This window comes from Streptomyces sp. NPDC002795 (genome assembly GCF_042888725.1).
In the GTDB taxonomy this organism is placed as follows: Bacteria; Actinomycetota; Actinomycetes; order Streptomycetales; family Streptomycetaceae; genus Streptomyces.
The window spans coordinates 234,396-254,174 of the sequence record NZ_JBIAQB010000005.1 but is presented as its reverse complement, the minus strand read 5'-3'; the positions used below and the strand labels follow the sequence as shown (position 1 = coordinate 254,174).

Below are 19,779 nucleotides of genomic sequence, written 5' to 3'. Positions count from 1 at the left end.
TCCGTTACCTGTGCGGCGAGTGGGTTGCTCCAACTGCCGTACCGCAGCGCATCCGATCACGTAGGTAGCGCGGAATGCCTACAACACTTCCAGCCCGTGCCCACCTTGAAGGAGCCGACATGCCCCCCGATGAGGTGACCGGCGTCGCGACTACCGGCTCGCCGGACCATGGCCTCAGGCACGGCGACCCCTCGTTGGTGTCCGCGCGCGTGCGGCAGATCGACACCGCGGTCGCGTACGTGGTGACAGGCCACTTGGAGCAGTTGCTGAAACGTCGCGTCGCTCAGGCCGGCGAGGTCAACCCGACCTTTGGCGCCGATATCGCCGAGCGCGTCCGACGCTTCACCCTCGGAGGCGGACGCCGCGCGCGCCCCCAGTTCCTCTGGTGGGCCCTTCGCGCCTGTGGCATGCCCGACGACCAGCAGATGGAAGCGGCCCTCCAGCTGGGCGCGGCCCTTGAGCTCCTACAGACCTGCGCGCTGGTTCACGACGACGTCATGGACCAGGCACAGAGTCGGCGCGGCAGGCCGTCCGTGCACGTCGACTGCGCCGCGCAGTACGCTCGGCCCCTCCCCTCCGACGGCCGCCGGTTCGGGGAATCGTCCGCCATTCTCGTCGGCGACCTCGCACTGGCCTGGGCCGACGACGAAGCTGCCTGCCTCGACCTGCCGACCTGGCACGCAGGGCGGATCCGCGACATCTGGTCACGCATGCGCCTGGAGATGGTCGCCGGTCAATACCTGGACATCCAGGGTGAGGCGACGCAGAGCCGGTCTCTCAGTCAGGCGGTCAGCGCTGCGTGCCTCAAATCCGCTCTGTACACCGTGGAGCGTCCCCTCCAGCTCGGTGCGACCTTGGGCGGCGCGGACGAGGCGACCTTGCGTGCCTTGTGTTCGGCAGGCCGCGACGCCGGGCTGGCGTTCCAACTGCGCGACGACCTCGATGATGCTTTCGGCGATCCCAGCCGCCGCCGCGACAAGCCCGCCGGTGGCGACCTGCGAGCCGGGAAACCCACGTACCTGGTGGCCCTGGCCCACGCACAAGCCACAGTTGACGGCGACCACCACGCTCTCAAGGTGCTGGGTCACGCGCTGGGCAGGTCGGATGCCACGGACGAGGATCTGGACGAGGTCCGCGACGTCCTGGAGAGGACCGGGGCCCGGCGCGACGTCGAGGACAAGATCTGCCGCCTCATCGCGCAAAGCAAGCGGAACTTGGATGCGGCTCCGCTCGACCCCGTCGCCCGCGCCCGTCTGCACGCCTTGGTGCACCACGTGGCCGCCAGCCCCGCGGCGGCAGGCGAACCAGCGGGCGGCCTGTCCGCCGGCGCGGCGCAAGGAGCAGCCTGTTGAGGACGGTGAGCGGGAGAACCGATCACGTGGTCGTCGTGGGCGCGGGTCTGTCCGGTCTGGCGGCCACGCTCCACCTGCTGGGCGCAGGGCGCCGCGTCACCCTCGTGGAACGCGACGAGCTGCCCGGGGGCCGCGCCGGACGGCTGACTCGCGGCGGCTACCGCATCGACACCGGCCCCACCGTGCTCACCATGCCGCATCTGGCCGACGAAGCCTTCGCCGCCGTCGGGGAACGACTGCGCGACCGTGTAGACCTCATTGGGCTCCACCCGGCCTACCACGCCTCGTTCGCCGACGGCAGCACCCTCGACGTCCACACCGACGCAGCCGCCATGCACCAGGCCGTCGAGGACTTCGCCGGTGCCAGGGAAGCAGCCGGATACACCAGGCTGCGCCGCTGGCTGGAGCGCCTCTACCGAGCCCAGATGAAGCACTTCATCGACACCAACTTCGACTCACCCCTGCAGTTGCTCACGCCCGACCTGGCGCGCCTGGCCGTGCTCGGCGGCTTCGGTCGCATGGACCCCCAGATCGGACGGTTCATCAAGGACGAGCGGCTACGCCGCGTCTTCTCCTTCCAGGCCCTGTACGCCGGAGTACCCCCGGCCCGTGCGCTGGCCTCGTACGCGGTCATCGCCTACATGGACACCGTCGCCGGCGTCTACTTCCCCCGCGGCGGCATGCACGCCCTGCCGCAGGCCATGGCGGACGCGGCAGCCGCCGCCGGAGCAGAACTGCGCTACGGCCGAAGCGTGGAGCGCCTGGAGCGTACTGGTGACCGCATCACCGCCGTGGTGACCGATGCCGAGCGGATCGCCTGCGACGCCGTGGTCCTGACGCCCGACCTGCCCGTCGCCTACCGGCTGCTCGGCCGCACACCGCGCCGTACCGTGCCATTGCGCCACGCCCCCTCGGCCGTGATCCTGCACGCCGGTACGGACCGCACCTGGCCCCAACTGGCCCACCACACCATCTCGTTCGGGTCAGCCTGGCATCGCACGTTCGACGAACTCACCCGTCACGGCCGTCTGATGAGTGATCCCTCGCTGCTCATCACCCGGCCGACGGCGAGCGACCCCACCCTGGCGCCTCCCGGCCGGCATCTGCACTACATCCTGGCGCCTTGCCCGAACACCGACATCGGCCCCAGCCGCGCCCACTGGGGTGATCTGGCCCCCCGCTACCGCGCCGAACTGCTCACCGAACTGGAACGCCGGGGCCTGGACGGAATCAGCACGGCCATCGACGAACAGTGCCTGGTCACACCTGCCGACTGGCATGCCCAGGAACACGCCGCAGGCACCCCCTTCTCCGCCGCACACACCTTTGCCCAGACAGGGCCCTTCCGCCCCCGCAACCTCGTTCGTGGCACAGCCAACGCGGTGCTCGCCGGCTGTGGGACCACGCCAGGCATCGGTGTGCCCACCGTTCTGCTGTCCGGAAAGCTTGCCGCCGCGCGCATCACCGGATCCCTCGGCACGCCGATGCCCCGGGCCCGCGGCACGCTCAGTACCTTTGGAGGCTCGTCCTCGTGACCGCCCGAGAACTTGATGCGGCAGACATCACCGACCCCGCGCTGCGCCATGCCTACACCCGCTGTCGCAAGCTCAACGCCCGCCATGGCAAGACCTACTTCCTTGCCACACGACTGCTGCCGATCGAACGCCGCCCGGCCGTCCATGCCCTCTACGGCTTCGCCCGCTGGGCAGACGACATCGTCGACGCCCGCGCCGACGACATCAACGGCATCGAACGCAGCACGGCCCTGCAGGAGTTGGCGACCAGCCTGCAGCGGAGCCTCAGCACCGGTCACACCACCGAGCCCGTCGTACGGGCCCTCGCGGACACCGCGCACCGTTATGCGATCGACCGGCGCCACTTCGAGGACTTCATGACGGCGATGTTCGACGATCTCACCATCACGGACTATCCCACCTACGCCGACCTGCGCCGTTACATGCACGGTTCGGCCGCGGTGATCGGCCTGCAGATGCTGCCTGTCCTGGGAACCATCGTCCCCCGCGCGGAGGCGGAGCCCTACGCGGCCGACCTCGGCGTGGCCTTCCAGCTCACCAACTTCCTGCGCGATGTGGGCGAGGACCTCGATCGCGGACGCGTCTACATCCCCGCGGACCTGCTCAACGCGCACGGCATCGACCGGGACCTGCTGCAGTGGAGCCGAGACACCGGCTGCCGTGACCTGCGGATCACGCAGGCTCTCAAAGCCTTTGAAGCGCTCACGCGCGGCATCTACCGGCAAGCGGCTCCGGGCATCGCTCTGTTGGATCCGGTTGCCCGGCCCTGCATCCGCACCGCCTTCGTTCTCTACTCCGGCATTCTCGACGCCGTCGCGGCCGACGGGTACAGCGTGCTCCAGCGGCGCGCTCAGGTACCCCGACGACGCCGCGCCGTCGTGGCGCTGGACGGCCTCGCGCGTATCGTGCACGCGCGCATCAGACACCGCGCCGCGCCTCCCGGGAGTACCTGCCTGCCCCACAGCCCCGATCCGGTGTCCACACATGTCAGGTCGACCGCGACCAGGATCCGGGGGGCAGCATGAGCGATCGACCCAAGCCGGCACGCTTTCCTCTGACCTTGCGCAAGAACCCGTCGACATGGGAAGGGCAGGAGCCCACCTGGCGGCAGGCGCGCCCCGCAATCATCGAGACGGCGCTGAAGCGGGCCCAGGCACGGCCATCGGGAAACTGGTACGTCGTCGGAGGCAGCCACGAGGTGCCGCGGCATGCGCCCGTGGGACGTACCGTGGCCGGCCGTGAAGTGGTGATCTGGCGTGATGCGGGAGGCGACCTCGCGGCGGGCCCTGGTGCCTGCCCGCACCTGGGCGCTCCGCTCAAGGACAGTCCCGTGCGCTGCGGGGCCCTGGTGTGTCACTGGCACGGCCTCGCCCTCAGCGCCCACGGCCGAGCCGGCTGGCGGCCGTTGCCCGTGCACGACGACGGTGTCTTGATGTGGGTTCGTCTGGACGGTGCAGGGATGGAGCAGGCGCTTGAGCGTCCGGTCATTCCTCCGCGCCCGGACCTGGCCGGTTCGGTCCACGCTGTCTACACCGGCATGGGCCGCTGCGAACCCGAGGACGTCGTTGCGAATCGGCTGGATCCCTGGCACGGCGCTTGGTTCCACCCCTACTCATTCGTCGATCTGAAGGTGCACAGCAGCCCTGCGGGCGATGCCGTGGACACCAGCGGGGACCGGGACGTCGACGAGTTCGTCGTGGACGTCTCGTTCCGTCTCACATCTCGGCTCGTCGTCCCGGTCCGCGCCGTCTTCACGGCACCGGAGCCCCGCACGGTCGTCATGCACATCACGGACGGAGAAGGACGCGACTCAGTCGTCGAAACTCACGCCACTCCACTCACGCCGCCAGGGCACCGTGCACCGAGGACGGCCGTCGTCGAGGCGACCATCGCGACCTCATCGCGCCGCGGGTTCACCATCGCGCGACATGCCTCCTTCGCGCTGCGGCCCCTGATGCGAGTGGCTGCGGGACGGCTGTGGCGCGACGATCTGGCCTACGCCGAACGACGGTGGACTTTGCGCACACGCGACACCGCCGGTTCGTGAACGCAGGCGCAATGTGGCGTTCCTCGTGGGCGGCTGATCATGACCGCACAGCGCGTGCGTCTCCGCCTGTCGGGATCCGACAGCATGGACGGCCCTTTTGGCTTCGTCGGCCGGTCGGGACTCGGCAGACCTGAGCGAGGGTCCGTACGCACGCGTCGTCGTCCACACCTTGCTCGGCACGGCCGTTGGCCGACCGGGCCAACGGACTGCTGGGCAAGACCTGCATCCACCCCACACACGTGCTGCCCGTGCACGCGCTCTCCGTCGTCAGCCAGCGTCCTGACCATCTCGGCGGCGATCAGGCGTACTCCTCCCGTCGCAACCGCCGCTACCTGCGACGACGCCAGATCAAGCACACGATCCCCGAACCGAAGAACCAGCGGGCCAACCGCCAACGCAGGGGCGGCCGACCTGCCGGCTTCGACAAGACGATCTACGAGCGCAGGATCGAAGTTGAGCGAATGATCAACGCGTTGAAGAACTCCCGAGCCGTGGCCACAAGATTCGACAAGCGCGCCTCCGTCTTCCACGGCACCGTCACCGTTGCCTCGATGCGCCTGTGGCTCAGGCCGTGACGCGCGACCAGCGTGGTCCTCAAGGCATGGGATCGGCTCCTGGACGGCTTCAGGAACACGGCAAGAAACGAGTGATCTCCGCTGCCACGGTTTCGGGGACAACCGACGGCGCGAAGTGCATCTGGTCGGGGAACGTCGTGTAGGTGACGTGAGGCAGTACGGTCGCGAGCCTGTCGAGCGTTGCCGGCATCGGCTGCCAGGTGTCGGACCCCCGCATCAGCAGCGTCGGGATGGTGACAGCGGACCAGCGATCCACACTCACCGAATCGGCGGCCATCGATTCAAGGTCACGGCACCAACCGGGCACCTCGGCGGGTTCGGCGTCGGCGGGCTCGCCCGCATCCATCAGGTCCAGCAGCGCTGTCGGCACGCGGGCCACCTTCTCCGCCAGCAGTCGATCGGCCCGCCGCCGGTCGCCGTGCGCGGTCAGGTCTTCGAACTCGGCCAGTACGGGGGCCAGTTCCTCGCCAGCTGCGTACAGCGGAGGCTCCCACAACACCAGGGAGCGAACCGGCAATCCAGCCGCCGCGGCGTGCAGGGCGACGGTGGCGCCATAGGACATGCCGACCAGGTGCACGGGTCGGCCGATCTTGTCGATCAGGGCCTCAAGGTCCCCCACCTCGTCGGTGAAACGCTTCGGTGAGCGACCTGGCCCGCTCGGGGCGTACCCGCGCCGGGCCGGCATCCACAGCTCGAACCGGTCGTGGAGTTCCTCGGCCACCGGCTGCCAGGAGTGCAAGCCACCGCCGGAACCGTGGACCATGACAACCGGCGCCCCGGAGCCGAGCTGCCGCCAGCTGATAGCGGTCCCGTCGAAGGACTCAAACGACCCGAAGGACTCTGACAACTCGATCACGCTCGACATGCCAGGACCGTCGCATGATCTATTCGGGCCGGTCCACCGAATTTCTCCAGCGGACACAGCCACCCTTGGCCCAGCTGCATGATCCGCCGGACAGGCCATAGTGGCGAACCTGGCGGCGAGAGTGCCGTCGCGCGAGTGACCGGGCCACTAGCCAGCCAGGCGCAGCGTGTCGATCTGGTCCCACCCGTGATGCTCAAGCCGCTCGGCGAGACCGAGTTCGGGTGGGGCCAGCAGGCACAGTCGCTTGGGCGGGGTGAGGCTGAGTGCGAGAGCCACGAGGGTCTCCAGCACGCTATTGGCGAGGTAGTCGACGCGCGTGAGGTCGACGGTGATCTCGTCGCCGGATTTGGCGTGCTCGGTTACGGCGACTGTCAGGAGGGCTCTGTGCGCACCGACAACTTCGCCGTACAAGCGCAAGCCCGCAACATCGCGAAGAGGGATGATCAGTAGGTGCTCGTCAGCAAAATAGCCACGCATGGGGTGCCCCGAGGTGGAGTGCACCGCTCTTCGCTGACGCGGCCTGGATCCATCCACGCAAGTCGGGCGGTGGTGTGAAGCGGGCTCAGACTCCCGCAAAGGGCAGCCGTTGGCGTGGAGGCCCTCCCTGGGCCCAAGCGATCGCCAGATGCGCTGCGCCGCGCTGACGGCGAGGCAGTCTCACGGACTACCCCGAGAATACTCGTGCGCAGCCCCGCTGGACATACCTGCTTCGGCTCCAGTTTGCCCGGCCTCTGGCATCCCGCGGGAGGCCAGAGGGCCTGTTTGAAACGGGGTCACAGCGCTTGCCATATCCCCTCGACCTGTCAGGCGGCCGTCCCGCCCGCGTTGCGGATCAGCTGCTGGAGCACCTTCAGCGTGGTGACGTAGTCGGCGTCGTCGATGTCCTGGTGGAGGGTGGTGCGGATCGCGGGGGCGTTGCGCGCGAGGTCGACGCGGGCCTGTTCCCCCTCCTTGGTGAGCCACAGACTGTCCTCGGCGTCCCGGGTCAGCCAGCCGCGCTCCAGGAGCACCTCGGCCTCCGCCGCCAGGTCGTCCTCGGGCCGAATATAGGAGGTCATGGCCGCCTGCAGCTCGGGGACGGTCATTCCCTCACCGTCGGGTGAGATGTCGTTCTCAGACAGGTTGCGCAGCAGCCAGAACTGGGGCTGGGTGTAGCCCTTTTCGGCCTGCTGAGCCCGGGTAGGTGTCCCTTCCAGGTGCTTCGGTGCGGAGCCTGCACGCCGAGGAGGTCGTGAGCAGAGACCGTATGACCTTAAGTGTGGTTGAGAGCAAGCGGGTGATCTTCCGGACGCTGTCGGAGCGAACACCGCCGGCCTGTCTCGCCCCGACCCCGACCGCGACCGGATCGGCCCCCGCTGAAGGGCAGAGCATCCGGGTTCTCTTCTGCTTCTACGCCAAGTTCCTGGCCGAGGCGCCCCTTCACGCGAACAGCCTTGTCGAGGACTCGATGTGTCAGTGGGAGGCGCGGGCCGCTGCAGAGCGGAAGGCTGAGGAGCTCGGATTTGGCCCGGAAATGCCCCGGAACAGCTGGTCGGAGGTGGAATACGGGCGGGAAATTTCGGGAGGAAGCGTGTATCTCGCTCGCGTTGCCGTCGATGGCCTCGGGGCGGCGCCTGACCAAGAAAGGCCAGGTCAGGCGCCCCTTCGTGCCCCCTAGAAGAACCCGAGCTTCTGCGCCGAGTAGCTCACCAGCAGGTTCTTCGTCTGCTGGTAGTGGTCCAGCATCATCTTGTGGTTCTCGCGGCCGATGCCCGACTGCTTGTAGCCGCCGAACGCCGCGTGCGCCGGGTACGCGTGGTAGCAGTTGGTCCAGACGCGGCCCGCCTGGATCGAACGGCCCGCCCGGTAGGCCGTGTTGATGTCGCGGGTCCACACCCCGGCCCCCAGGCCGTACAGCGTGTCGTTGGCGATTTTGATGGCGTCGTCGTAGTCGGCGAAGGAGGCCACCGAGACGACCGGGCCGAAGATCTCCTCCTGGAAGATCCGCATGCGGTTCTGGCCCTCGAAGATGGTGGGCTGGACGTAGTAGCCACCCGCCAACTCGCCGTCGTACTCGATGCGTTGGCCGCCCGTGAGGACCTTCGCGCCCTCCTGCTGGCCGATGTCCAGATACGAGAGGATCTTCTGGAGCTGGTCGTTGGAGGCCTGGGCGCCGATCATCGTGTCGGTGTCCAGGGGGTGGCCGGGCTTGATGGCCTCGGTGCGGGCGATCGCCGCCTCGATGAACTCGCTGTAGTGGCCCTGCTGGATGAGCGCGCGGGACGGGCAGGTGCAGACCTCGCCCTGGTTGAGGGCGAACATCGTGAAGCCCTCGAGGGCCTTGTCGCGGAAGTCGTCGTCCTTGGCCCAGACGTCGTCGAAGAAGATGTTCGGGGACTTGCCGCCGAGTTCGAGCGTGACCGGTTTGATGTTCTCCGAGGCGTACTGCATGATCAGGCGGCCCGTCGTGGTCTCGCCCGTGAACGCGACCTTTGCCACGCGGGAGGACGATGCGAGCGGCTTGCCGGCCTCGACGCCGAAGCCGTTGACGATGTTCAGCACGCCTGGCGGCAGCAGGTCCTTCACCAGGTCCAGCCAGACGTGGATCGACGCCGGGGTCTGCTCGGCCGGCTTGATGACCACCGCGTTGCCGGCCGCGAGGGCCGGGGCGAGCTTCCACGTCGCCATCAGGATGGGGAAGTTCCACGGGATGATCTGCGCGACGACGCCGAGCGGCTCGTGGAAGTGGTACGCGACCGTGTCGTCGTCGATCTCGGAGAGGGAGCCCTCCTGCGCGCGGACCGCGCCCGCGAAGTAGCGGAAGTGGTCGATCGCGAGGGGGATGTCGGCGGCCAGGGTCTCGCGGACCGGCTTGCCGTTCTCCCAGCTCTCCGCGACGGCGAGGAGTTCGAGGTTCTGCTCCATGCGGTCGGCGATCTTGAGGAGGATGTCCCCGCGGGCGCCGGGAGCCGTGCGGCCCCAGGAGGGCGCGGCGGCGTGCGCGGCGTCGAGGGCGCGTTCGACGTCCTCGGCCGTGCCACGCGCGATCTCGGTGAACGGCTGTCCGTTGACGGGGCTCGGGTTCTCGAAGTACTGGCCGCGGGCGGGTGGCGCGTACTCGCCGCCGATGAAGTGGTCGTAGCGGGCCTGGTAGGAGACGACGGAGCCCTGGGTGCCGGGCGCTGCGTAGCGGGTCATGGTGGCTGCCTCCTGTGCGGCTGCCCGCCTTTGGGCAGCGTTCGCTCAGGAGGCTAGGAGCGCGGACGTTGCAGCTACGTTGCGTATGCGGTGCGGCGGCTACGTCGCGTACGGGGCAGGGGAGCGCAGTTCGGCGTCGAGCGCGGCGAGGCGGGCCAGGACCGGCGGAGTCGGGCGGATCGCCGCGAGCGCGCGCCAGACGTCCAGGTCGTCCTCGCCCCACGGGGCGTGCACCCAGTCGGCGAGCAGGTCGGGGTCGCCGCGTGCGATGAGCGCGGCCCGGAGTTCGCCGGCGAGGTGGTGCCGGATACGGGCCACGGCGGGCGCCTGTGACATGGGGAGGAGCGGTCCGCTGTACGCGGATGCCGCCGCGGTGACCGATCCCGAGGCGAGGCGGCGCTCGACCGTGGTGAGGTCCGAGTCGACCGGGGCCGACAGCCGGTACGGGCGCGAGCGCAGCACGTCCGGGCCCAACACCCGGCGCAGCCGGGCTAGTTCGGCGCGGAGCGTCACCGGCGTCACGGACTCGTCCTCGTACAGGAAGCAGAGGAGTTCGTCGCCGGTCAGGCCCTCCGGGTGGCGGGCGAGCAGGACGAGGAGTTCGCTGTGGCGGCGGCTGAGGCGGAGCTTGTGTCCGTCCGGGGTGAGGAGGAGGGCCTCGTCGCGGCCGAGCGCGGTCAGGCGCAGGGCGGGTTCGGTCGCGCGCGGCGGGGCCAGGAGGGCGAGTTGGGTTTCCGCCGCGCGCGCCACCGCCTGGACGAACGCCAGGCTGTGCGGGTGCGCGAGGCGGTCGCCGCCGGTGATGTCGATGGCGCCGAGCAGCCGTCCGGTGTGCGGATCGTGCACGGGGGCCGCCGCGCAGGTCCACGGCTGGACCTTGCGGATGAAGTGCTCGGCCGCGAAGACCTGTACGGGGCGGTCGACCGCGACGGCCGTGCCCGGCGCGTTCGTCCCCATCGCCGACTCCGACCAGCGGGCGCCCGGCACGAAGTTCATCCGGTCCGCCGCCTGCCGCGTACGGGTGTGTCCCTCCACCCACAGCAGCCTGCCGTGCGCGTCGCACACCGCGAGCAGATGCTCGCCGTCCGCCGCGAACGTGCCCATCAGCTCGCGGAACAGCGGCATCACGCGGGCCAGCGGATGCTCCGCCCGGTAGCTGCCGAGGTCGGCCTCCGGCATCTCCACCGACGCCGAGCCGTCCGGGCTGACGTGCGCGCCCGCCGAGCGGCGCCAGGACGCGGCGACGACGGGGCGCACGGGCCGGGCCACGGTGCCCGCCGCGGTGAACCGGTCGTGCGCGCGGCGCAGCGCCCGGACCCGCTCGGACGGATCGGTGCCCGGCTCCAGGGCGACCCACTGTTCGCTCAACGCGGCCTCCAGGCGGGTTCCTTCGCGACGGTGCGGTGGCGCGACCATCGTCGCCCCGGGCGCGCGGGCCGACAAGGAGCGGGACACGGATCGGGCGATTCGGCACATGCCACTCACGGGTATGGAGACGGCCGCGCCCGCCGGGATCAGGCAGCGGCGACCAGCCGCATGTACCGGTCCCAGTCCCAGTTCGGACCCGGATCCGTGTGGTCCGCGCCGGGCACCTCCGCGTGGCCGATGATCCGCTCGCGGGTCTTCGGGATGCCGTAGCGCGTGCAGATCGACGCGGTCAGTGCCGCGGACTCCCGGTACATCGCGGCGGTGAAGTACTCCGGTTTGTCGACCCACCCTTCGTGTTCGATGCCGATGCTGCGGGTGTTGTAGTCCCAGTTCCCCGCGTGCCAGGCGACGTTCTTCTCCCGCACCATCTGGGCGATGTGCCCGTCGGAGGAGCGCACGACGTAGTGGGCGGAGACCTCCTTGGCCGGATTCCTGAAGATGTCGAGCGTCGTCGCGTAGTCCACCTGCGTGACGTGGACGATCACGAACTCGACCGGGTACGACAAGGGGCGCCCGGACTCCGTGTAGTTGGACTTGCTCGCCGGGACGGACTCGGCCTTCGGGTAGTCCACCGTTGCCAGCAGCGGCAGGGCGTCGGCCCTGCCTGTTGCCAGCAGCGCGGTGGGCGCCGCGGCGAGCGCGCCGAGTTGGAGCAGTCGGCGGCGGCTCGGGAATGATCCATTTGCTCGGTCCATGTCAATCCTGCCTCTCAGGTCACCGGTGGGGCGGGGCTCAGTGGGGCGGGGTGGCTCAGTGGGGGTGGGTCGGTGCGGCCGCTTTGCGTGTGGTCCCTCGCGTGTCATCCCTCGTGTGAAATACGGTACGGGGCCCGCGGCTTGGGGCGGAAGAGGGCGCGGTGGATCTGTGGACTACCGGCGCGTTGTGAACAACCGCACGTCAGAGCGTCCGTACCGGTGACGCCAGAGGGGGGCGCTCGGCGCCAGGGGAGCGCCCTATGCCGTGGCCGTCACGCCCATCGGATCGTCGAGCACCGCCCGCACCACCGAGTGCGCCGCCCCCAGCAGCGGGCCGTCCGAGCCGAGGCCGGAGGTGATGACGCCGTCCTCCGGGGATGCCGTGCGACGGGTCAACTCCCGCTCCAGGGAGGGGAGAAGCCAGGGAGCTAGGCGGGACAATGCTCCGCCGAGGACCACCGCGCGGGGGTCCACGAGGTTGACCGCGCCGGTCAGCGCGATACCGAGTGCGGTGCCCGCCGAGCGCAGCGCCCGACGCGTCGCGGTGTCACCGGCGGCGGCCCGCTCGGCGAGCAGCGGCACCCGGTCGGGGCCCGGCTCGATGCCCGCGGCGCGCAGCACCGCCTCCTCACCCGCGTACTGCTCAAGGCAGCCGCGCCCGCCGCACGGGCACGCGGGCCCCTCCGGGCGCACCGGCACATGGCCCAGTTCCCCCGCGAACCCCCGTGTTCCGCGCAGGAGTTGACCGTCCACGACGAGTGCCGCGCCGATTCCGATCTCCGCCGACACGTGGAGGAAGTCGGCGGGGGAGTCCTCGGCCAGCCACAGTTCGGCGAGGGCGCCGAAGTTGGCCTCGTTCTCGACGGTGACCGGCACGCCGTCCGGGAGCAGGGACGCGACGTCCGTGTCGTGCCAGTCGAGATTGGGGGCGCGCACGACGGTCGTGGTGCCCCGCGCCACCAGACCCGGCACGGCGATCGCGAGCCCGGCGGGCCTCAGCCTGGCCGCCCGAGATGCGTCGGTCACCTCCCGTACCAGTTCCGCGAGTTCGGCCAGTACGGGCTTCGGTGCGCGCCCCCGGTTGCTCACGCGGCGCCGTGCCCGCGCCCGCACCTCGCCCCGCAGGTCCACCGCGCACACCGCGAGATGGTCGACGCCCACCTCGGCGCCGAGCCCGGCCGGGCCCCCGCCGCTGACGGTGAGCGCCGTGCCCGGCCGCCCGACGCCGCCGGGACGCTGCGGCCCCAGCTCCTCCAGCAGCCCCGCCCGGATCAACTCGTCGACGAGCGTGGACACGGCCGCCCGGGTCAGGCCGATGTGCTGCGCCACCGCGGCCCGCGAGAGCGGCCCCTCGGCGGCGACCGCGTACATGGCGCGGGACAGGTTGCGGCGGCGCATGGCCTGCTGGGTGTCGGACGTGCCCGGTCGCGGCCGGTGCAGTGGTGCGGTCATGCGCTCATGCTCCCAGGGGCGGTGAGGTGGGGTTTCCCCCAGGTGGGCCTACGTGTCGGGTGGGCCTCACTCGTCCCCCAGAAGCGCCCCCGCTCCCGCGAGCACCCCCGAGATCCGCTCCAGCGTCGCCTCGTCCCGCCGCTCCACCGGGTCGAGCAGCGGGCCGCGCGCCGTGTCCCAGCGGCGTGCTACCGCCGCCGGGTCCTCGCCGGTCAGCACGGCCGCGGCCTGCGCCGCCGCTCCCAGGGCCACCAGTTCGCCGGCCTCGGGCACCTGCACGGCCCGCCCCGAAAGGCGTCGCACCGTCTCCTGCCAGGCCGTCCCGCGCGCCCCGCCGCCGATCAGCAGCAGAGGAGCCGCGGGGTCGGCGTCCGCGTCGAGCACCCGGTCGAGCGCTCCGAGCAGCGCGTGCACCGCCCCGTCGTACGCCGCCTGAAGCAGCTGGCCGCCGGTCGTGTCGTGCCGCAGTCCGGTCAACAGGCCGGAGGCGTCCGGCAGGTTGGGCGTCCGCTCGCCGTCCAGGTACGGGAGGATCGTCGCGGTGCCGCCCGTCTCGACCGCCTCCCGGTCCAGGCCGAGCAGCGCCGCGATCCGGTCCACCGCGAGCGTGCAGTTCAGCGTGCAGGCCAGCGGCAGCCAGTCACCGCGCGCGTCCGCGAAACCGGCGACCGTGCCGGAGGGGTCGGCCGGCCGGTTCCGCGACACCGCGTACACCGTGCCCGAAGTGCCGAGGCTCAGCACGGGAGTTCCCGGCAGGAGGCCGAGGCCGAGCGCGGCGGCCGCGTTGTCACCGGTGCCGGCCGCCACCAACGTACCCTCGGCGAACGGCAGTTCACCGCGACCCATGCGTACCGTGCCCGCTGCCTCGCCGGGCGCCACCACCCGCGGCAGCAGCGCCGGGTCGAGCCCCACGCGCCCCAGGACATCCGCGTCGTACGCCTCGGTCGACGACGCCCACCACCCCGTACCGGACGCGTCGCCCCGGTCTGTCGTGCCCTCACCGGTCAGCCGGCCGGTGAGGTAGTCGTGCGGCAGCCGCACCGCGGCCGTGGCGCGCGCCGCGTCCGGCTCGTGCTCGGCCAGCCACGCCCACTTCGACACGGTGAAGGAGGCCGCAGGCACGATGCCGAACCGCTCCGCCCACGCCTTCGGCCCGCCGAACTCGTCCGTCAGGCGCCGGGCCTGCGGCGCGGAGCGCACGTCGTTCCACAGCAGCGCGGGCCGCACCGGACGCCCCCGGGCGTCCAGCGTCACCAGGCCGTGCTGCTGCCCACCCACCGACACCGCCGAGGCGCGCCGGGCCGCGTCGCCGCACTGGGCCAGCGCTTCGCGGAGCGCCCGGTACCACTCCTCGGGGTCGCTTTCGCGGCCCGCTCCCGAGGTCACGGTGTGCGGCGCCTGCCCGCTCGCCACGGTCGCGCCCGTCGCGACATCGACGACCAGGACCTTCGTGGACTGCGTGGAACTGTCGACTCCTACGACGAGGGGTCCATCGGCAGCTGACATGCGGGTCTCCTGAAATCTCGGGAAATCTGTGTCTGTGGGGCGGTCGGCTCTTCCCAGCGGCGTCCTCGCATACTAATTTGTAAAGCGCCATGACGAAATAGTCGGCGAGGGAGCCGCAAGATGACGTACCAGCCCACCCCTGACGACAAGTTCACCTTCGGTCTGTGGACCGTCGGCTGGCAGGGCCGTGACCCGTTCGGCGACGCCACCCGTCCGGCGCTCGACCCGGTCGAGTCCGTGCAGCGCCTGTCCGAGCTCGGCGCCCACGGTGTGACCTTCCACGACGACGACCTGATCCCGTTCGGTGCCTCCGAGACCGAGCGCGAATCGCACATCAAGCGCTTCCGGCAGGCCCTCGACGCCACCGGCATGGTCGTCCCGATGGCCACCACGAACCTGTTCACGCACCCGGTCTTCAAGGACGGCGGCTTCACCGCCAACGACCGCGACGTGCGCCGCTACGCGCTGCGCAAGACCATCCGCAACATCGACCTCGCCGCCGAGCTCGGCGCCAAGACCTACGTCGCGTGGGGCGGCCGCGAGGGCGCCGAGTCCGGCGGCGCCAAGGACGTCCGCGACGCCCTCGACCGCATGAAGGAGGCCTTCGACCTCCTCGGCGAGTACGTCATCGAGCAGGGCTACGACCTCAAGTTCGCCATCGAGCCCAAGCCGAACGAGCCGCGCGGCGACATCCTGCTGCCCACCGTCGGCCACGCCCTCGCGTTCATCGAGCGCCTGGAGCGGCCCGAGATGTACGGCGTGAACCCCGAGGTCGGCCACGAGCAGATGGCGGGCCTCAACGTCGCGCACGGCATCGCCCAGGCCCTGTGGGCGGGCAAGCTCTTCCACATCGACCTCAACGGCCAGTCCGGCATCAAGTACGACCAGGACCTGCGCTTCGGCGCCGGTGACCTGCGCGCCGCGTTCTGGCTCGTCGACCTGCTGGAGCAGGCCGGCTACGAGGGGCCCCGGCACTTCGACTTCAAGCCGCCGCGGACCGAGGACTTCGACGGTGTGTGGGCCTCGGCCGCCGGCTGCATGCGCAACTACCTGATCCTCAAGGACCGGGCCGCCGCCTTCCGCGACGACCCCGAGGTCCAGGCGGCGCTGGCCGCCTCCCGCCTCGACGAGCTCGCGCGGCCGACCGCCGCCGACGGTCTGTCCGCGCTGCTCGCCGACAAGAGCGCCTTCGAGGAGTTCGACGTGAACGCCGCCGCCGAGCGCGGCATGGCCTTCGAGCGCCTCGACCAGCTGGCGATGGACCACCTGCTGGGTGCGCGCGGCTGACGCGTGTCCCAACTTCCGCCAGGGGGTCGCGCGTTGGCCCCCCCGGCGGCGACCCTTGGGGCATGGCCGTTCCTCCGATGCCCCCGCAGCCGCCCCCGCCGCCCGGTGGTCAGCCACCCGGGGGCGGCGGGTTCGGCCCGCCCTCGGGCAGTCCCTTCGGCACGCCACCGCCGGACGGGCCTCGGCGTTCCGGCGGAGGGCCGTTCCTCCTGATCGCCGTGCTGGCCGCCGTGGTCGTGATCGTCGTCGTCGGCTTCGTGGTGTTCGCGACGATGGGCGGCGACTCCTCCGACGACGAACCGTCGTCACCCGACAAGAGCAGCGAACAGGCCACGCCCTCACCGTCGTTGAGTATTCCGAGCGAGCTGCCGTCCTCGCTGCCCAGCAACCTGCCGAGCGAGCTCCCCAGCGGACTGCCGAGCGAGGTGCCCTCGGAGCTGCCCAGCGAACTTCCGAGCGAGTTGCCCAGCGCCCTTGACGGCTGATGTCGCCGATACGACGGCCGCGACGTGCGACTACAGCGCGCCCTTCGGCAGCTTCACGCGCGTCACCTTCGTCTCGATGCCGCTGTCCACGAGCCGCCCGTCCGCGTCGAACGCACCGTCGCCGTCGGTCATCCCGAAGTCGTTGTCGTTGATCAGGGCGAGGGTGTCACGTCCCGCGAGCGCGATGCCCTCGATCTTGTCCGGGACGCCGTCGACCTTGTTCAGGTCCACCACGAGGCGCTTGTCGAGGACCGGGACGCCGTTCGCCGCCGGGTCGTCGAGCTGCTCCAGGGACGGGGACGTCGCGTCGTCGTCCCAGCGCCCGCCCAGAATGTCGGCGCCGCTCGTGAGCCGCACCTCCTGAAGGCGGGCCGCCTTGTCGGTGCGCTCCTCGACGAGCAACCGGTTGCCACCGACCGCGACGACGGAGGAGATCTTCAGCTCGGAGGGGTCGTCCTCGCCGGGATCCACCACGTCTACCGGGTCGAAGCGGTACGCGTACTCCGCCGTGACGGCCTGGCTCTTCGGCGAGAACCGCAGCAGGCGCGTCGTCCGCGAGGCCTCGCCCGCGTCCTCGTCCGGCAGCGACAGCGGGCTCTGCACCGCCAACACCAGGTCCCCGCCCGGCAGTTGGGCAAGTCCTTCAAACCCGCGATTGGTCTTGCGGTGCAGCAGCACGGACGGCAGCGACTCGACGACCGGGTAGTCGGCGCCCCGCAGGTTCAGCCCCTTCGGCACGTGCCGGGCGAGGACCCGGCCGTGCGCGGAGACATGCACGAGCGAGGGGCCGTACTCGTCGACGAGCCAGAAGCTGCCGTCCGCCGCACGCACGATGCCCTCGGTGTCGAGACCGTTCGGGTTGTACGCGAGCGGGGACCCGGCGTCGTACGAGTACGGCTTCTCGTCGCGGGCCTCCTGGTTCGACAGGCCGGTGACGGGCTTGCCGGACTGCGTCGTGAGCGGGATCGCGTCGATGACCTTCACCCGCTTGCCCGTGACGCGGATCTTCGCGATCGCCGGGTCGAAGCCGGGCACGGGGAACGTGCGGCGCTTCGTCCCGTCGACCTTGATCTGGCCGTTCGGGCCGCGGTCGGTCACCGTCCAGAACTCGCCCTCGCGGCCCGCCGGGTAGAGGTCCGAACCGATGCCGCCGAGGTCCACGCCCCGGTCGTTGTCGACCGTGCCCGGCAGCAGGGCGTTGCTGAACCCGCCCAGGGGCAGGTCGCCGAGCGTCGCGCTCCCGGTGACCTCGGCCGCTCCCGACCCGGCGGGCGCTCCCGTCGCCGCCGGCGCCACACCGAGCGCCACGAGAGCGGCGAGCGGCACACCCGCGGCGACGGAACGGCCGAGGGCGCGGCGCTTACCGGGGACGAGCGGGGACATGGGGCCTCCTGAGGCGCGGATACGGTGTACAGCGCACACAGTCGGCCCCCGCCCCGAACACGGAGTGACACCAGGGTGAACGGGGCGGCTCAGGAAGGCGACTTGATCTCCACAGGGAACGTCAGCCGCATCGACAGCCAGGCGTACACCGGGCCGAGCGCGTTCATGGCGACCACGCACACCCAGGCCGCCCACGGGTTGCCCGCCTCGAAGCCGAAGCCGCCGAAGAACGTCGCGAAGTAGCTGGCGAAACCGAAGAACATGCCGGGGATGAGCGAGAAGAACCGGACCCGCCCGGTGTACATCAGCGCGCTGTTCAGGACGAGGATGCACAGCGCCGCGAACGCGTTCCGGGCCGGCTGGCTCTCCCCGAAGGCCGTGCCCGCGTGGGTCTCCAGAAGCACGATGAGCAGCGCGTACGTGGAACCCACCGGCATCGCGCACCACAGGCGGCGCGCTCCGGCGAGGCTCGGGCCGCCCATCAGGAACATGCCCGCCCACGAAATGAAGATCGCCCAGGGCGGCAGATGCAGCGCCGTCCCGCCCACGAACGCGGTCGTCGCGGCGAGCACCGACGCCACGATCTCGTGCGGAATCCGCTCCCGGACCACGGGTGCCACCGGAGCGGCCGTGCTCGTCCCTGTCGTCGCCTCGGCCATGTCAGACCACCCCGCCCGCGACGAGGGAACCGTCGAGCTCCGCGGACACCGTCGAACGGGCCACCACCCGCCCCGACTTGACCACCGCGGTGCGCGCGGGCCGGTCCAGGAGCAGCGTGGCGTGGTCACGGGTGTCCAGGACGACGAGATCCGCGATCGCGCCCTCGCGCACCCCGTAGTCCGCTTCCGGAATGCCGATCACGCGCGCGGCGTCGTACGTCACCATGCGCAGCACCCGGCGCAGATCGGCGGGCCCTGACAGGTGCGCGATGCGGGCGAGCAGCAGCGCGGTCTCCAGGACGTCGCCGGTGCCGTACGGGGTGAAGGCGTTGCGGATGTTGTTGGTGGCGCAGGCGGTGAGGACGTCGGCGTCCCAGAGTTCACGTACGGGGGCCAGGCCCCGACGGGGAGCCGTGTCGTCGCCGCGACCGCCCAGGAAGAGATCCGTGGCGGGCAGCGGAACGACCGCGACACCGGCGGCCGCGAGCGCGGCGAGGACCGCGCGCCGCTCGGCCGGCGGGCGCCCGGCGAGCGAGGTGGCGTGGCCGAGGGCCACCCGCCCCTGGAGGCCGCGCTCGGCCGTGCGCGCGGCGATGAACTCGGCGAGGGCGAAGCGGCTGTCGCCGTGGTCGTCGCCGAAGTCCGCGTGCAGATCAGCCGGGACGCCGTACTCGGCGGCGAGATCGAGGACCAGCTCCACGTGCCGGTGACAGTCGGCGAGGGAGGCCTCGTTGTAGGTGCACCCGCCGACGGCATCGGCGCCCGAGTCGAGCGCCTCACGGAGCAGCTTCTCCGTGCCGGGCGCCTTGAAGATGCCCTCCTGGGGGAACGCGACGACCTGGAGGGTGACCAGGGCCGCCCACTTCTCGCGCAGTTCCAGCAGAACGTTGAGCCCCGTCAGGCCCGCCACCGGGTCGACGTCGGGGTGGGCGCGGATCGCGGTGGTGCCGTTCAGGACACACATCCGCAGCACCTGCTCGGCACGCGCGCGTACCTCGTCGTACGTGAATCCCGCCTTGAGCCGCGCGGTGATCCTGATGGCGTCAGCGAGGGAGCCGGTGCCCTCCGGGGCCAACCCGTCGAGCAGTGCCTTGTCCGGGTGCAGATGTGCCTCGATCAGACCGGGCACGACGACACGGCCCGCGCAGTCGAGGACCTCGGCGCCGATGTCGTCCGGCGGAGCGAGAGCGGGGCCGATGGCCTCGATCCGTCCGCCACGCACCCGGATGTCGGTCGGGTCGGGCGAGTCCTCCACACGCGCGTGGCGCAGCAGCAGAGCGGTCACGGTGGTTCTCCTTCGGTCGAGAGATGCGTGACGGGCAAGTGCGGGTGC

Annotated in this window: 16 protein-coding genes and 2 pseudogenes; 7 read left to right on the top strand and 11 right to left on the bottom strand. The window is 70.9% G+C overall.

All coding sequences use genetic code 11. The annotated features are described in order from the left end of the window. Positions 1 to 119 precede the first annotated feature (119 nt). From ACFYWS_RS17225 to ACFYWS_RS17205, 5 genes and pseudogenes are all read left to right on the top strand, one after another. Positions 120 to 1,352, top strand: coding sequence for a polyprenyl synthetase family protein (locus ACFYWS_RS17225; RefSeq protein WP_389276443.1), 1,233 nt, complete (start codon positions 120 to 122; stop codon positions 1,350 to 1,352). Then, positions 1,349 to 2,887: a phytoene desaturase family protein gene (crtI, locus tag ACFYWS_RS17220; protein ID WP_389276440.1), complete on the top strand. Its 1,539-nt coding sequence runs from the start codon at positions 1,349 to 1,351 to the stop codon at positions 2,885 to 2,887. Before ACFYWS_RS17225 ends, crtI begins: the two co-directional genes overlap by 4 nt. Next, positions 2,884 to 3,912, top strand: coding sequence for a phytoene/squalene synthase family protein (locus ACFYWS_RS17215; RefSeq protein WP_389276437.1), 1,029 nt, complete (start codon positions 2,884 to 2,886; stop codon positions 3,910 to 3,912). Before crtI ends, ACFYWS_RS17215 begins: the two co-directional genes overlap by 4 nt. After that, a complete protein-coding gene (locus tag ACFYWS_RS17210) occupies positions 3,909 to 4,934 on the top strand; it encodes a DUF5914 domain-containing protein (protein WP_389276434.1) in 1,026 nt (341 codons plus the stop codon). The genes ACFYWS_RS17215 and ACFYWS_RS17210 overlap by 4 nt, the downstream gene beginning before the upstream one ends. Positions 4,935 to 5,125: 191 nt before the next feature. Continuing rightward, a pseudogene (locus tag ACFYWS_RS17205) lies at positions 5,126 to 5,509 on the top strand (HpcH/HpaI aldolase/citrate lyase family protein); the annotation flags it as partial. A gap of 49 nt (positions 5,510 to 5,558) precedes the next feature. On the opposite strand, the gene ACFYWS_RS17200 reads toward ACFYWS_RS17205, so the two are convergent. From ACFYWS_RS17200 to xylB, 8 genes and pseudogenes are all read right to left on the bottom strand, one after another. Then, positions 5,559 to 6,374, bottom strand: a complete 816-nt coding sequence (locus ACFYWS_RS17200) for an alpha/beta fold hydrolase (RefSeq protein WP_389276431.1) — start codon at positions 6,372 to 6,374, stop codon at positions 5,559 to 5,561. Positions 6,375 to 6,521: 147 nt separating this feature from the next. Then, on the bottom strand, positions 6,522 to 6,851 hold the full coding sequence (locus tag ACFYWS_RS17195) for a hypothetical protein (protein WP_389276428.1): 330 nt from the start codon (positions 6,849 to 6,851) through the stop codon (positions 6,522 to 6,524). A 326-nt stretch (positions 6,852 to 7,177) separates the two neighbouring features. Continuing rightward, a pseudogene (locus ACFYWS_RS17190) lies at positions 7,178 to 7,555 on the bottom strand (MarR family transcriptional regulator); the annotation flags it as partial. 472 nt (positions 7,556 to 8,027) lie between these two features. After that, positions 8,028 to 9,551: an aldehyde dehydrogenase family protein gene (locus tag ACFYWS_RS17185; RefSeq protein WP_389276425.1), complete on the bottom strand. Its 1,524-nt coding sequence runs from the start codon at positions 9,549 to 9,551 to the stop codon at positions 8,028 to 8,030. A gap of 99 nt (positions 9,552 to 9,650) precedes the next feature. Further along, positions 9,651 to 10,919, bottom strand: coding sequence for a GAF domain-containing protein (locus ACFYWS_RS17180; protein WP_389277363.1), 1,269 nt, complete (start codon positions 10,917 to 10,919; stop codon positions 9,651 to 9,653). 146 nt (positions 10,920 to 11,065) lie between these two features. Further along, positions 11,066 to 11,674, bottom strand: coding sequence for an N-acetylmuramoyl-L-alanine amidase (locus ACFYWS_RS17175; RefSeq protein WP_389276422.1), 609 nt, complete (start codon positions 11,672 to 11,674; stop codon positions 11,066 to 11,068). A 258-nt stretch (positions 11,675 to 11,932) separates the two neighbouring features. After that, positions 11,933 to 13,126, bottom strand: a complete 1,194-nt coding sequence (locus ACFYWS_RS17170; protein ID WP_389276419.1) for an ROK family protein — start codon at positions 13,124 to 13,126, stop codon at positions 11,933 to 11,935. Positions 13,127 to 13,192: 66 nt separating this feature from the next. Next, a complete protein-coding gene (xylB, locus tag ACFYWS_RS17165; protein WP_389276416.1) occupies positions 13,193 to 14,632 on the bottom strand; it encodes a xylulokinase in 1,440 nt (479 codons plus the stop codon). Between the two features lie 120 nt (positions 14,633 to 14,752). Here xylB and xylA point away from each other — a divergent pair, with 120 nt between their 5' ends. After that, entirely contained in the window at positions 14,753 to 15,919 is a 1,167-nt protein-coding gene (gene xylA, locus ACFYWS_RS17160; protein WP_389276413.1) for a xylose isomerase, read from the top strand. A gap of 62 nt (positions 15,920 to 15,981) precedes the next feature. Then, positions 15,982 to 16,404, top strand: coding sequence for a hypothetical protein (locus ACFYWS_RS17155; RefSeq protein WP_389276410.1), 423 nt, complete (start codon positions 15,982 to 15,984; stop codon positions 16,402 to 16,404). 30 nt (positions 16,405 to 16,434) lie between these two features. Here the strand turns inward: ACFYWS_RS17155 and ACFYWS_RS17150 are convergent, their stop codons facing one another. From ACFYWS_RS17150 to ACFYWS_RS17140, 3 genes are all read right to left on the bottom strand, one after another. Further along, positions 16,435 to 17,787 (bottom strand): esterase-like activity of phytase family protein, encoded by a 1,353-nt coding sequence (locus ACFYWS_RS17150; protein ID WP_389276407.1) that lies wholly within the window; start codon positions 17,785 to 17,787, stop codon positions 16,435 to 16,437. Positions 17,788 to 17,876: 89 nt separating this feature from the next. Further along, positions 17,877 to 18,446 carry a DUF1097 domain-containing protein gene (locus ACFYWS_RS17145; RefSeq protein WP_389276404.1) on the bottom strand — a complete coding sequence of 190 codons (570 nt, stop codon included), beginning with the start codon at positions 18,444 to 18,446 and terminating at the stop codon, positions 17,877 to 17,879. 1 nt (position 18,447) lies between these two features. Next, entirely contained in the window at positions 18,448 to 19,731 is a 1,284-nt protein-coding gene (locus ACFYWS_RS17140; RefSeq protein WP_389276401.1) for an amidohydrolase family protein, read from the bottom strand. Positions 19,732 to 19,779 lie beyond the last annotated feature (48 nt).

Bases quoted from the DNA above. Each gene is read 5' to 3' on its own strand.
- ACFYWS_RS17225 (WP_389276443.1), top strand. From the start codon at position 120: ATGCCCCCCGATGAGGTGACCGGCGTCGCGACTACCGGCTCGCCGGAC.
- ACFYWS_RS17210 (WP_389276434.1), top strand. From the start codon at position 3,909: ATGAGCGATCGACCCAAGCCGGCACGCTTTCCTCTGACCTTGCGCAAG.
- ACFYWS_RS17200 (WP_389276431.1), bottom strand. From the start codon at position 6,374: ATGTCGAGCGTGATCGAGTTGTCAGAGTCCTTCGGGTCGTTTGAGTCC.
- ACFYWS_RS17195 (WP_389276428.1), bottom strand. From the start codon at position 6,851: ATGCGTGGCTATTTTGCTGACGAGCACCTACTGATCATCCCTCTTCGC.
- ACFYWS_RS17185 (WP_389276425.1), bottom strand. From the start codon at position 9,551: ATGACCCGCTACGCAGCGCCCGGCACCCAGGGCTCCGTCGTCTCCTAC.
- ACFYWS_RS17175 (WP_389276422.1), bottom strand. From the start codon at position 11,674: ATGGACCGAGCAAATGGATCATTCCCGAGCCGCCGCCGACTGCTCCAA.
- ACFYWS_RS17170 (WP_389276419.1), bottom strand. From the start codon at position 13,126: ATGACCGCACCACTGCACCGGCCGCGACCGGGCACGTCCGACACCCAG.
- xylB (WP_389276416.1), bottom strand. From the start codon at position 14,632: ATGTCAGCTGCCGATGGACCCCTCGTCGTAGGAGTCGACAGTTCCACG.
- xylA (WP_389276413.1), top strand. From the start codon at position 14,753: ATGACGTACCAGCCCACCCCTGACGACAAGTTCACCTTCGGTCTGTGG.
- ACFYWS_RS17155 (WP_389276410.1), top strand. From the start codon at position 15,982: ATGGCCGTTCCTCCGATGCCCCCGCAGCCGCCCCCGCCGCCCGGTGGT.
- ACFYWS_RS17150 (WP_389276407.1), bottom strand. From the start codon at position 17,787: ATGTCCCCGCTCGTCCCCGGTAAGCGCCGCGCCCTCGGCCGTTCCGTC.
- ACFYWS_RS17145 (WP_389276404.1), bottom strand. From the start codon at position 18,446: ATGGCCGAGGCGACGACAGGGACGAGCACGGCCGCTCCGGTGGCACCC.